Source organism: Enterobacter sp. 301B (assembly GCF_003850715.1).
Lineage (GTDB): Bacteria > Pseudomonadota > Gammaproteobacteria > Enterobacterales > Enterobacteriaceae > Enterobacter > Enterobacter intestinihominis.
The window spans coordinates 1-12,354 of sequence record NZ_PQTC01000046.1; the positions used below are offsets into that span (position 1 = coordinate 1).

Below are 12,354 nucleotides of genomic sequence, written 5' to 3' on the forward strand. Positions count from 1 at the left end.
CCTTTATCCCCCTTCCCCTGACCCCTTCCCTCATGACCTTTGCACAGCTGAAGGCAACCCAATTTATATCCCTATAAAGGAGATTATCTGTGACCCCTATTTCACCCACGTTGCATCAACCCACGCTTGACCTTCCTCTGAGCGGCGAGTTTATATCACTGATAACCGCACACCTCGCGGCACTGCCTGACACCTGTCAGGGTGTCGTGCTCAACTTTCGTGACCAAACGTACAGCGTTGAAAACGGTGGCTGGCATCCGGTAGAAATTCGCCTTATCCGCAGCGAGCAGCCTGAAATATGGCAACTGGATTACCTCACTGACTTCAGCTGGCAGGGCCGTGTCTGGCCCGAACTGGCAAAGGAATTCGATATCAGCTGGTCTCAACGCTATGCCTGGCACTGCCTTATCGGGGAGCTGCCTGTAAACCGCGAGTTGAGCGAGTTCTGGACGCTCTGGCAGGATAATTTTGTGGCGTACTGCGCGATGGATGTCTTCACCGTCACCGTTTCCCCGGACTGATAAGGAGGCTTTATGCTGTTCACGCTCATTTCCCGGCTGGCGATGTACCGGTCTCTGTTCAGTCTGGCTGAAAGCTTCACCGACAATGTTATTCGTGACACGGTGGATGAACCGGCAAGAGGCGGCATCGTCTGGTGCGAACTGGCAGGTGGCTATGTCACTCACAGCGGTATCTACACCGGCAACAACCGGATTGTGCATCTGTCCGGTGATGGTGAAGTGCTTTGCAGCGACCGCAAAGGGTTTATGGCCAGACTGAATGGCCTGAACCCAGCCATGTCGGTCTATACCGATTGTCAGGGACGCTTGCCCGTGGGAAATATCGCCGCAGCCGGTCGGGCATTACGGGCGCTGGGCTCCAGACGGCAGTATCACCTGCTGAAGGAGAACTGCCACCGTTTCACTGCGGAGTGCCTGACCGGAAGACCGGATAATGCCGTGGTCCTGCATCGCCAGCTTAAACGACTGCAACGCGGGAATACCTGGCGCGTATGGGAGGACTGATGGCCCGCGCTGAAAAACTTGCTGAACGCCTCTGCCACTGCGTCATTTTGCTCTGTCAGGGAAAGACGTTGTCAGTTCGTGTGCTGACACAGCTATTCGGAATTTCACCCCGCACGGCTCGCCGTGACCTTGCCCGTATGGGCTGCATCATGGAGCCCGCCTCACCCGGATGCTGGCGACTCTCTGCACCGCTTCGACGCGCCTTCATCCATCGCTGAAAATTCTTTCCCCTGTGGTCATAACCTGTCCCACCTACCCGATATGCTCATTCTGCGGTATCCCGCATGGCCTGTTATTTAAGGAAAAAAACATCATGAACAAGATTTTTACTGCACTGTTTATCTCAATCATACCGCTTGCCAGCGCTCATGCCGGACTGGTTCAGGTTGAAAACCGGGTGAGTTGTTATCTGGCGATAAAGGGGAATGAAACCCTGATGGAGTCCAGCGGGCGTGACATCGCCTTTACCAAAAGCTGGCTGCACAACGAACTGGCCAGACACGGCGTTGACCAGGAGTCCATGAATGAGAACTCCGATGCTCTGGAAAATGAACTGCCCCGGGCTTATCAGAAGGCAGCTTTCGCCGATAAATGCGTCAGCTATTACAGCAAACCCGCCAACCGCAAAGGCGATGAATAGCCTCCTCAGCGCTGGCGCTATGGATAACTGAATTTAAAAAAACCTTCACTTTTCACAGGTTAATATAATGAAAAACATCATTCTCACCGCATGCATTCTGGCAGCATCTGCTTCAGCATCCGCCGCTCAAATCTCACTGGAAACAGCAGGACGTTGCTATGAAGCCACCCGTCAGTCAACGCAAATGGCCATGCTGCTGGACCCGGATGCAAAGGAATACAAAAATATTGGCGACAACAACAAGGAGCTGTTTGGCACGCTTTCCGGCGGCGTGGGCGAAAAGGACTCGAAGAAAATACGCGATGCGTGGAAAGCCATTCTGGATAATGCAGGCACGGAAGGAAAAATGGCGAAATCAGACGGGTATCGTGCCATGAATATGTATCCGTACGATGTCATTATGCAGGAGGCCAACAAGTGTGTTCGACTGGCCCTGAAAAGCGGGCTGGTTAAACTGTAGCCCGGAGACGTTTAATGAGAAACGGGAGCATGATGCTCCCGCTTTCTGTTACCCGAACAACCAGCTCCAGGCTTTTTTTATTCCACTGACCACGGCTTTTTTGGTCGCTTTGACGACAATCGCCACCGGTTTTGGCAGCGAGTGTTCAATGATTTCATCAATCACCTTATCAACGGTGTCACCAAACCCTTCTGTCGCCACTTCAGTCACGGTTTGGGTTTTGTGCTCATCTTTGACCTGAGCGGCCACGCCACTTTGCGCGTGCTTTGGGAGCGCACGGACCATTGCTTCAACCAGATGGGTGACGTTATACCCCTCACTGGCCGCAACGGCGATCACCGGATGGTCAGTAAAACCAAACCGCTGGGTGATATAGGCCTCTTTATCAAGAATATTCTGCATCTGGGCCGGAGAAGGCCGGGCATGGGTCACATTCCACTCACGGAATGGCTCAATTTTATCGACCTGATTGAGCACAAACAGCGTTTTGGCTTCCCCGCCTGCGGGAAGCAGCACATTTTTGTAGAAATGCTCATCCGCAGAAAAGGCACGGTCATCACCTTTGATCACCCAGAGCACCAGATCCAGTTGCGGCAGCAGGTCACGATAGAGTTGCTCATATTCACTGTCACGCTCAGCACTTTCACCCACACCCGGAATATCAATCAGCCGGACGGAACGCGTGCCAAATTGGATGCGAATTTCCTGCATTTCGCGGGTACAGGCTTCCACATCGCTGACCGCACAGACATCCCCCTTGAAAATGGCATTGCATAAGCTGGATTGGTAATGACTCCAACTTACTGATAGTGTTTTATGTTCAGATCATGCCCGATGACTTTGTCATGCAGCTCCACCGATTTTGAGAACGACAGTGACTTCCTGCCCAGCCTTGCCAGATGTTGCCTCAGATTCAGGTTATGCCGCTCAATGCGCTGCGTATATCGCTTGCTGATAACGTGCAGTTCTCCCTTCAGGCGTGATTCATAAAGCGGCCAGCCATCCGTCATCCATACCACGACCTCAAAGGCCGACAGCAGGCCCAGAAGACGCTCCAGAGTGGCCAGAGTGCGTTCACCGAATACGTGCGCCACAACCGTCCTCCGTATCCTGTCATACGCGTAAAACAGCCAGCGCTGACGTGATTTAGCACCGACGTAGCCCCACTGTTCGTCCATTTCAGCGCAGACAATCACATCACTGCCCGGTTGTATGCGCGAGGTTACCGACTGCGGCCTGAGTTTTTTAAGTGTCGTAAAACCGTGTTGAGGCCAACGCCCATAATGCGTGCACTGGCGCGACATCCGACGCCATTCATGGCCATATCAATGATTTTCTGATGCGTACCGGGTTGAGAAGCGGTGTAAGTGAACTGTAGCTGCCATGTTTTACGGCAGTGAGAGCAGAGATAGCGCTGATGTCCGGCAGTACTTTTACCGTTACGCACCACGCCTTCAGTAGCTGAACAGGAGGGACAGCTGATAGAAACAGAAGCCACTGGAGCACCTCAAAAACACCATCATACACTAAATCAGTAAGTTGGCACCATTACCGATGAGTCCCGACAACGCCATCAGCCTGACGATTATGCGCGTGACGCTATCCGCCATTATGGCCGTGATATCGGACGTTCCGTGCGCGCGAAGATGCGTCATGGTCACGACCTGCAGGAGTTTGCCGCCGTGTTTACCCGTGGCCTGGAATCGCGGGTTTACGAAATGGAGACCGTTTCGGCCAGCCCGTCAGAGTTTATTGTGCTGTTCCATTATTGCCCTTACGTCAATTGCTGGCGCCAGCAGGGACGCGATGCCCGGCAGATTGAGACGCTGTGTGATATCTGCATGGAGGGGGATCATGCGTTAACCGATGCGCTTGATGGCGTGCAGCTAGCGGTTGAGACGGCGCTGGCGCGGGGGGATGCCGCCTGCCGCCTGCGTTTCTATCAGTCTCAGGAGGCTTCATGACAACATTAAAATGGGATCACGCTGTTCAGTTTGTGAACCAGCCGGACGAGGCGATTGCAACGTTTGCCGGGCAGGGGCTCAACGCGTTTGCCGGTGGGCGTCACCCTGGCTGGGGAACCTGGAATGCGCTCAGTTATTTCGGGCTTACCTACATCGAGTTTCTCGCCATTTACGATTATGTTGAGCTGGCTTCGGCGCAGGCCGATTTTTTGCTCTCCCGTGATGCGGCGCAACTCTTGCCCGAAAACCTGGTGCTGCACCGGGTAGCGTTGCGCACGGATGATATTGACCAGACGCATGCAGAGTTGCGCAGTCAAGGGTTACAGGTCTCGCCAATTGTTAACGGCCAGCGCAACGACCCGCAAGGAAACGTCATTAGCTGGCGTATTTTTACCATTGATGGGGATTTTAACGGCCTGCCGTATCCCTTTGTTCTGCAATGGGGAGAAGATGATAACGCACGGCTAACGCGGCTACGCGCTCAGGGGCTCGACAAGCCGCATCCGGCAGGCGAAGTGACATTACAGAGCGCCATTTTTGAGGTGCAGGATCCGCAGGCCGCGCGTGAGCACTGGCACGCGTTGTTCGGTTTTAATGAACTGTCTGAAGGTCTGTCCGCAGGACAGCAGCGCTTTCTCTTTCGTCAGGGGGAGGCCAATCGATTAGTCGAACTGGTTTTTAACGCCTCTGATCCGTCGCTGAAAGGCCAGCGTTTTCGCGTCGGTCGCGGTGAATATCGCTTTCAATAAGGCGTTGCCGCTCATGGCAAATGTACATTTTATTGGTGCCGGCCAAATGGCGGAAGCCATTATCCACGCTCCGCTGGCGGCGAAAACATGCAATAGCCCGTCACGGTGAAAGCACGTCCACTTCCTTCAGGCCGCCATTGATGCGAAAAGCGACGCGTTGCGGGTGATTCACCGAGACCAGATACTCAATCGGCTGATGCTGGCTATCGTAAATCACACCACGGTAGACCAGCGCCGGGCTCTCTGGTTTCGCCTGCAACAGTTGATGCTCCTCTTCGCTCATCGCCGCTGCCCGGATGGTTCCTTCATCGTACACATCGTGAATAGCGTAACGTTCAGCCAGCAGGCGATAAAGCGACCCTTCTTTTTCTAACATATCAGCGCTCAAATCCGCGACACGGGCTTGAGGTAAGTAACTGGTTTCGATGCAGAAAGGGTGTCCATCAGCCAGGCGCAGGCGTTTGATCATGACTAAAGGATCGCCCTCTTCAATGTGCAGTAGCCGTGCAATGCGGGCGCTGGCCGCGGAAATATGGAAGTAGATCAACTGGCTGCTGGGCACTGCGCCATTCAATTCAAGAATTTTACTGATGCCCAGCGCAGGCTGTAGCGGGCGTTCAATCGCCGTATCGACCAACCAGGTTCCCTGATTCCCCCGTCTTTCCAGCACGCCTTCGTCAATCAATTCAGTGATGATTTTTCGCACTGTCACACGGCTGATACCCAACACCTCGCTTAATTCGCGCTCTGCGGGGATCTGATCGCCGCTGTTGAAATCGGGTGAATTGAGCATTCCGAGTAGTTTTTTGCGCGCGTCGAGATAGCTCCTGCGCGGCCTTCTGGTCTGTTTTACTGGGCTGGTCATGGTCTGTTTTGTGTCGGTTATGGAAAGCAAAAAATAGGAAATCAATCAGTTGATTATACAAAATAAAAATCATTTATATCGGTATGGCGTGACACTAAGCATAACATACCACGACAATTTTTTTGGTTATTATTCGCGAATTATTGTTGCTATATCCGCCAGATCGAGCGTATATCAATCTTCGTGGTATATTTTTTGGTATGTTTAAACATTGGGGGGAACAGCTATGAAAATTAAAAAAGCCATCGCCGGGCTTGCTTCAGCGATAGCCATGTTAGGCTGCATTCACACGTCGGCGGCGGCGGATCAGCTGCGTTTCGGTATCGACCCGACCTTCCCACCGTTTGAATCGAAAAATGCCAATGGTCAGCTCATCGGTTTCGATATCGACCTTGGTAATGCGATTTGCGCGGAGATGAAGGTGCAATGCTCCTGGGTACAGAACAGCTTCGACGGGCTTATTCCGGCACTTCAGGCAAAGAAATTTGATGCCATTCTTTCTTCTCTGTCGATCACTGATGAACGTAAAAAAGCCATCTCTTTCAGTGACAAACTCTTCAATACTCCCGCATTCCTGGTGACCGCTAAAGGCAGTTCGCTCGCCCCCACGGCGGCATCGCTGAAAGGTAAACGTATTGGCGTCCAGCAGGGTTCGGTATTTGAAAGTTATGCCAACAAATACTGGCGCAACGCGGGCGTTGAGGTGGTTGCTTATCCGGATGCGGAATCGGTCTATGCCGATCTGATTAATGGCCGCCTTGATGGCACGCTCGATGATGCGGTGGTGATCACTGAAGCGCTGTTGAGCAAACCCCAGGGCCAAAAGTTCACGCTAATCCAGCCGCAAGTCAAAGATGATGAGATCTTTGGGCCCGGCACCGGGATCGGGTTACGGCAGGATGATATAGATTTGCAGGCCCGTTTTAACAAGGCGATCGCCGCGATTCGCGCCAACGGAACCTATGATCGTTTAGCGAAAAAATACTTCAATTTCAATATCTACGGTGATTAACCCCATGCAGACCCAACCCATCATTACCTCCCTGATGAGCAGCCATTTTCAGGATAAGCCGCTGCGTCAGGTTTTCCTGGTCGCTTGCGGTGGCTCGCTGGTCGATATGTATCCTGCTCATTATTTCCTCAATGAGCAGAGTGAAAATCTGCGCTCATGGATGATGACTGCCAATGAATTTGTGCATGCTGCACCGCGCGCGTTAGGTGCCTCGTCACTCGTGATTGTCTGTTCGCATGGTGGCAACACGCCAGAGTCTGTGGCTGCGGCTCAACTGGCAAAAAACCGTGGTGCCGCCACTATCACGCTTACGCACAATGCGGAAGCGGAACTGCTGCAATGGGCCGACCATAACCTGTTATATAAATGGGGTGATGATACGCTGGTCACCGAAAACCCGATGGCGCTGATCCTCAGCCTGTGCATGGATACGCTGTATCAGGTGGAAGATTTTGCCGAATGGCAGGCTTTCCAGCATGGCTTTGCGCAAATCGATACGGTGATCCGCCAGGCCCGCGCTAAGGTGGTAACCCGTTGCGCCGCGTTCGCAGAACGCTATCAGCATGAGTCCCTGTTCTATGTGCTTTCGAGTGGCGCCTCATACGGGCATGCCTATGGATTCGCCATCTGCTCACTGATGGAAATGCAGCGTCTCGATGCCGCTTCTATTCACAGCGGCGAGTTCTTTCATGGCCCATTTGAAGTCACCGATAATCACGTACCCTTTATCCTCCTGATGAATGAAGGCCGCACACGTGCTCTGGATCAGCGTGCGCAGGCGTTCCTGAATCGTTATAACGACAAAACAGAGGTTGTGGACGCCCGCGAGTTGGGCCTGAATGCGCTGCCTGCATCAGTGGTGGACTACTTTAACCCGGTGCTGTTTTACAGCATCATGTGCGACTACCGTGCGGCACTGGCTGATATCCGCCAGCATCCGCTCTCAACCCGCCGCTATATGGGCGTGGTGGATTACTAAGGGCGGCGATCAATGAAAGTCATTGGCATAGGCGACAACGTTGTCGATAAATATGAACACCGGCGTGTACGGTATCCTGGAGGCAACGCGCTCAATTTCAGCGTGTATGCGGCGATGCTGGATGCATCGGCTGCCTATCTGGGCATTTTTGGTAACGATGCGGCGGCTGACCATGTGATGCGTGCGCTGGCAAAGTTCGGCATCGATATACGCCATTGCCGTCAGGTTGCGGGTGAAAATGGCTATGCGCGGCTGACGATTGAACAGGGGGAACGGGTGTTTCTCGGTTCGAATCTCGGCGGCGTGCGTCAGACGGAATCGATGGACTTTATTTTGCAACAGATGGACTGGCTTAATGATTTCTCGCTGATCCACACCAGCAGCTACAGCTATATTGATGCGCAACTACCTGCGCTGGCAACGTTATCCGGATGGCTTTCATATGATTTCTCAGATGATTTTGTCATCGCACAGGCGCTGCCATTATGCCGCTGGCTCGACGCGGCATTTTTCTCCTGTGCGGGATGGTCGCTGGTAGAAACGCGTGAACTTCTGGTGCAGGCGGTGCAGGCAGGCAGCGGTTTGGCGGTCGCGACGCGTGGCGAGCAAGGTGCACTTCTGTTCGATGGTAAAGACTGGTATCAGCAGGAGCCGGAGACGGTAACACCAGTGGATACATTAGGTGCGGGTGATGCGTTTATCACTGCGTTTCTGCTCCATTTACGTCAGCACGGTAATATCACCGCAGCACTGCAGGCTGCTGCGCATTTTGCAGCGAGAATTTGCCTGGTGGACGGCGCCTTCGGCGAAGGCGAAGCTTATTAATCCCACAGGAATGTCTCCGCTTTTGAGTGGATTCCCCTTCGTTAATGGGAACCGCTCATTCTGCTGTTTTTGCAGCAAAAATGATGGTCCTGCTCAACGAGCAAACTTGATACCGGCTTCGGTAAGTCTGGCGTTTCGTTAATATTATTTCTGATTGCCGATCTGATGATAAAAGGCGCTGCCACTTATTATTGAAGTATGTAAGTAACTGATTACTTGTGTGTGCTGGTTAATTAAAGGACAATACCCTTAGTAAAGTGGTGGGTTTATCGCCGGGAGCTTACTTCATTAAGGATAAAGCATGCTGATGGATCAGTCTGCATTCACCGGGAAAGGTTCCTTATCCCGTTATACGCTGGATATTAATAACAGTACCGTCAGACCGGATGTCTTACGGTTCAGGGGAACAGAAGCCCTGAGTCAGCCTTTTTCATGGCGTATTGAATTCACCACGCCACAGGTTGTTCAGGGCGAGGACGTATTGCTGAAATACGCCAGTTTCCATATGCAGGGCTGCAAAGCGGTGCATGGCATCATTACCGGTCTTGAATGGCTCTCCACCAGTGCTGACCAGTCACATTACGCTGTGACTCTGCAATCACGCCTTGCTCTGCTCTCCCGCTCACGTCGCTGTGCTATTTACCAGAACCTTTCTGTACCTGAAGTGGTGGCGCAGGTGCTGCGTTCTCACGAGCTGGAAGGGGCGGATTTTGCGTTTACACTTTCCCGGCATTATCCGGTTCGTGAACTGATAACCCAGTGGCGTGAAACCGACCTGCAGTTTATTCAGCGCATTCTGTCTGACGTGGGCATCTGGTTCCGTCAGGAGATAAACGACGTCACAGAGCTGGATGTGACGATCTTCGGCGACAGCCAGCTCCACTATATCTTTAACGGTGCCCTGCCATACCATGAACCTTCCGGCCTGCATGATGGGGCGGAACTCTGCTGCTGGGGAGCGCGTTCATGGCATAACGTGGTGACGGAGAACGTTTCGGCCCGTGATTACAATTATCGTACAGCACGGGATCCAATGGATGTCGCTGTCTCAGTGCGTTCTCCTGCCGTCATGACAGGCGAGCATTACCGTTATACCGAACCTTATCTCAACGCCGGAGATGATTCTGACCCGGAGCCTGCAACTGAAAGCGGAGCCTTTTATGCCCGCATTCGCCATGAGCGCGAGCTGAATCAATCCGCTTACCTTCACCTGTTCAGCAACGCTTACTGGCTGAGTCCGGGGAGGGTGTTTGATCCCGTTGGTGCAAAGCTGCACGACCTTAAAGACGGGGTGATTGTCGCCTTTACATCGTATCGCGGTTCGCGGGACGCCCGCCTGTATGTGTCGGTGTGGGGAATGCGGTAATGGTGCCAACTTACTGATTTAGTGTATGATGGTGTTTTTGAGGTGCTCCAGTGGCTTCTGTTTCTATCAGCTGTCCCTCCTGTTCAGCTACTGAAGGCGTGGTGCGTAACGGTAAAAGTACTGCCGGACATCAGCGCTATCTCTGCTCTCACTGCCGTAAAACATGGCAGCTACAGTTCACTTACACCGCTTCTCAACCCGGTACGCATCAGAAAATCATTGATATGGCCATGAATGGCGTTGGATGCCGGGCAACCGCCCGCATTATGGGCGTTGGCCTCAACACGATTTTACGACACTTAAAAAACTCAGGCCGCAGTCGGTAAACTCACGCATACAACCGGGCAGTGACGTCATTGTTTGCGCGGAAATGGACGAACAGTGGGGTTACGTCGGCGCTAAATCACGCCAGCGCTGGTTGTTTTACGCGTATGACAGGATACGGAGGACGGTTGTGGCGCAAGTATTCGGTGAACGCACGTTGGCCACGCTGGAGCGTCTACTGAGACTGCTGTCGGCCTTTGAGGTCGTGGTATGGATGACGGATGGCTGGCCGCTGTATGAATCACGCCTGAAGGGAGAACTGCACGTTATCAGCAAGTGATATACGCAGCGCATTGAGCGGCATAACCTGAATCTGAGGCAGCATCCGGCAAGGCTGGGCAGGAAGTCACTGTCGTTCTCAAAATCGGTGGAGCTGCATGACAAAGTCATCGGGCATTATCTGAACATAAAACACTATCAGTAAGTTGGAGTCATTACCGTTTTTCGCTCTTAGCGGACATTAGCATAGGCTATTTACCATAAGGCCTCTACGCGTACCGCTGAAACGCTCTCAGGCCTTCTGAGCGGTGCGCGTAGAGGCCTTATGGTTAATAACAACACCTACACAGGTGTTAGCGAACCTGCGTATTATGCATAGCACCACTTTAAATGCCCCCTTCCGGGAAGACAAAAAAAACGGGCGGAGCCGCCCGTAAAACTACACTATCAGGAATTTCAGGTATCTGACGGCATACCCGATGCCGCCCGGCAAATGGCTGCCTGCTATGATTATGGCAGGGAAACGAATATTTTCCAGAAAACGAGACTACAGATGTAAAAAACCCGGCAAAGGCACCGGGAAGGATGTAGAGAAACGTTAGCATTTAGACCCGCTCATGAGGCGGTTCCCTGTTTATCGGCGAAATACGCTCGAAGGTCAATGCTTTTTCTGGCAGGTGACACCCATACCAGAGTGTGCACCTCATCCTGAAAAAGGAGGGCCGAAGCCCTCCCGTCATTCGATGGACCGTCACGTCAGAAGCTGTATTTACCCCCCAGCATCGCGGACGTGTCGCTGTAACCCTTATCACCCACCTGCTGCGCCACGTTACCCCACAGACCAAAGCGCTTGCTCAGCTGGCCCTCCACACCCACCTTCATCTCGCCAATGCTCGCCGCGCCATCCTGTTTCACCAGGACACCGTTCAGCTGGCTGCCAAAGTCCTGCGTGTTATGCACCCAGTTCACCTCCACAAACGGCTGGAAGGTACGGTCTCTGCCCTCATCCAGCTTACTGTGACCGTTGATGTATGCTTTCACGCCCAGGCGGGTCTGTACGTTGCCGTCACCGTCACCGGAGACCACCGTGCCGTCAGACTCCGTATGCGTGTCAGCTTTCACGCCCATCCAGGTGACCTGGGCTTTCGGCTGAATGAAGTACGTCTGGGTGCCGGCCGCGTTCTGTCCCAGAAGGAAGGTGTAGCCACTCTCAATGGACGCCGTCACGCCTTCTGAATCATACTTCTCACCGCTCAGACCTTCGCCGTTAACGGTGTTCTTAAACCAGCTGTACTGGGCCCAGCTGTCCACATACAGCCCGGTTTTGTCCGTATCGTTCTGATACCAGGTACCGTACAGACCGGCGCTGTAACCTTCCACCGCTCCACGGGAATGGTAACCGCTGAGGTTTGAAAGCGTATTACTCTTATTGTAGCCATACCCCCCCATGATACCCAGGTGGTAGCGGTCGCTGCCGTCTGAGCTCCATTGCGCTAAGTCCCCACCGAGCTGGGCAACGTAACGGTTGGCCTGGGTACTGAGCTGACCGCTGCTGTCGCGTGAACGGGTATGGCCACCCTCGTTGCGCAACCACATGCTGGTCACCTTCTTCTCACCGGTCAGAACATCCGTGTACTGTGTCTCACCCAGACGGTCGTGCAGACGGGTAGTAAACAGGTTGTTGGCCGCAGCCAGGTTCGCCGCATAGGAGCCGCCTTCAGGACGCAGCAGAGACTCTGTAGGTGTTGTAGGTGTTGTAGGTGTTGTAGGTGTTGTAGGTGTTGTAGGTGTTGTAGGTGTGACCTGCTCCCCGTTGATTAGTACACCCCGATGTTAGTAATGTCTTCATAAGCCACATGAGGACATCCCCATGAAGAAGCGTTTTTCCGATGAACAGATCATCAGTATTCTCCGCGAAGCCGAAGC

General features: G+C 53.1%; 12 protein-coding genes and 5 pseudogenes. 12 read left to right on the plus strand and 5 right to left on the minus strand.

Annotation, left to right across the window (positions count from 1 at the left end):
- Nucleotides 1-89: 89 nt before the first annotated feature.
- From C3451_RS23375 to C3451_RS23395, 5 genes are all read left to right on the plus strand, one after another.
- Nucleotides 90-521, plus strand: a complete 432-nt coding sequence (locus C3451_RS23375) for a DUF2787 family protein (RefSeq protein WP_240034228.1) — start codon at nucleotides 90-92, stop codon at nucleotides 519-521.
- A gap of 12 nt (nucleotides 522-533) precedes the next feature.
- Nucleotides 534-1,025 (plus strand): lecithin retinol acyltransferase family protein, encoded by a 492-nt coding sequence (locus tag C3451_RS23380; RefSeq protein WP_226949293.1) that lies wholly within the window; start codon nucleotides 534-536, stop codon nucleotides 1,023-1,025.
- Nucleotides 1,025-1,243 carry a DeoR family transcriptional regulator gene (locus C3451_RS24735; RefSeq protein WP_020996321.1) on the plus strand — a complete coding sequence of 73 codons (219 nt, stop codon included), beginning with the start codon at nucleotides 1,025-1,027 and terminating at the stop codon, nucleotides 1,241-1,243. The genes C3451_RS23380 and C3451_RS24735 overlap by 1 nt, the downstream gene beginning before the upstream one ends.
- A 95-nt stretch (nucleotides 1,244-1,338) precedes the next feature.
- Nucleotides 1,339-1,665: a hypothetical protein gene (locus C3451_RS23390; protein WP_124304468.1), complete on the plus strand. Its 327-nt coding sequence runs from the start codon at nucleotides 1,339-1,341 to the stop codon at nucleotides 1,663-1,665.
- Nucleotides 1,666-1,732: 67 nt separating this feature from the next.
- Nucleotides 1,733-2,125 (plus strand): hypothetical protein, encoded by a 393-nt coding sequence (locus tag C3451_RS23395; protein WP_124304469.1) that lies wholly within the window; start codon nucleotides 1,733-1,735, stop codon nucleotides 2,123-2,125.
- Nucleotides 2,126-2,173: 48 nt separating this feature from the next.
- Here the strand turns inward: C3451_RS23395 and C3451_RS23400 are convergent.
- Nucleotides 2,174-2,911 (minus strand): annotated as a pseudogene (locus C3451_RS23400) (GTPase); the annotation flags it as partial.
- Nucleotides 2,912-2,925: 14 nt separating this feature from the next.
- Nucleotides 2,926-3,623, minus strand: a protein-coding gene (locus C3451_RS23405) for an IS1 family transposase (protein WP_223862579.1) whose coding sequence is annotated in 2 segments (ribosomal slippage) — nucleotides 2,926-3,374 and nucleotides 3,374-3,623 — 699 coding nt in all. Because the reading frame shifts where the segments join, the coding sequence is not laid out codon by codon here.
- 40 nt (nucleotides 3,624-3,663) lie between these two features.
- On the opposite strand from C3451_RS23405, the pseudogene C3451_RS23410 reads away from it, so the two are divergent.
- A pseudogene (locus tag C3451_RS23410) lies at nucleotides 3,664-4,089 on the plus strand (L-2-amino-thiazoline-4-carboxylic acid hydrolase); the annotation flags it as partial.
- Complete coding sequence (locus C3451_RS23415; protein ID WP_063928089.1) at nucleotides 4,086-4,838, plus strand: VOC family protein; 753 nt, start codon at nucleotides 4,086-4,088, stop codon at nucleotides 4,836-4,838. The pseudogene C3451_RS23410 and the gene C3451_RS23415, both read left to right, overlap by 4 nt.
- Nucleotides 4,839-4,938: 100 nt before the next feature.
- On the opposite strand, the gene C3451_RS23420 is transcribed toward C3451_RS23415, so the two are convergent.
- The gene (locus tag C3451_RS23420; protein ID WP_032451558.1) at nucleotides 4,939-5,703 is read right to left on the minus strand and encodes a GntR family transcriptional regulator; all 765 of its coding nucleotides are present in this window, start codon (nucleotides 5,701-5,703) and stop codon (nucleotides 4,939-4,941) included.
- Between the two features lie 226 nt (nucleotides 5,704-5,929).
- On the opposite strand from C3451_RS23420, the gene C3451_RS23425 reads away from it, so the two are divergent.
- The 5 genes and pseudogenes from C3451_RS23425 (at nucleotide 5,930) to C3451_RS23445 (ending at nucleotide 10,633) form a co-directional block, all read left to right on the plus strand.
- The gene (locus tag C3451_RS23425) at nucleotides 5,930-6,715 is read left to right on the plus strand and encodes an ABC transporter substrate-binding protein (RefSeq protein ID WP_003032097.1); all 786 of its coding nucleotides are present in this window, start codon (nucleotides 5,930-5,932) and stop codon (nucleotides 6,713-6,715) included.
- A 4-nt stretch (nucleotides 6,716-6,719) separates the two neighbouring features.
- The gene (locus C3451_RS23430) at nucleotides 6,720-7,694 is read left to right on the plus strand and encodes an SIS domain-containing protein (RefSeq protein ID WP_003032095.1); all 975 of its coding nucleotides are present in this window, start codon (nucleotides 6,720-6,722) and stop codon (nucleotides 7,692-7,694) included.
- A 12-nt stretch (nucleotides 7,695-7,706) separates the two neighbouring features.
- Nucleotides 7,707-8,519, plus strand: a complete 813-nt coding sequence (locus C3451_RS23435) for a PfkB family carbohydrate kinase (RefSeq protein WP_003032093.1) — start codon at nucleotides 7,707-7,709, stop codon at nucleotides 8,517-8,519.
- Between the two features lie 307 nt (nucleotides 8,520-8,826).
- Nucleotides 8,827-9,879: pseudogene (gene vgrG, locus C3451_RS23440) on the plus strand (type VI secretion system tip protein VgrG); the annotation flags it as partial.
- 56 nt (nucleotides 9,880-9,935) lie between these two features.
- Nucleotides 9,936-10,633 (plus strand): annotated as a pseudogene (locus C3451_RS23445) (IS1 family transposase).
- A 551-nt stretch (nucleotides 10,634-11,184) separates the two neighbouring features.
- Here the strand turns inward: C3451_RS23445 and C3451_RS23450 are convergent.
- Nucleotides 11,185-12,153 (minus strand): annotated as a pseudogene (locus C3451_RS23450) (autotransporter outer membrane beta-barrel domain-containing protein); the annotation flags it as partial.
- On the minus strand, nucleotides 12,146-12,354 hold a 209-nt coding region (locus C3451_RS24450), incomplete at its 5' end, for a hypothetical protein (protein ID WP_124304471.1). The pseudogene C3451_RS23450 and the gene C3451_RS24450, both read right to left, overlap by 8 nt.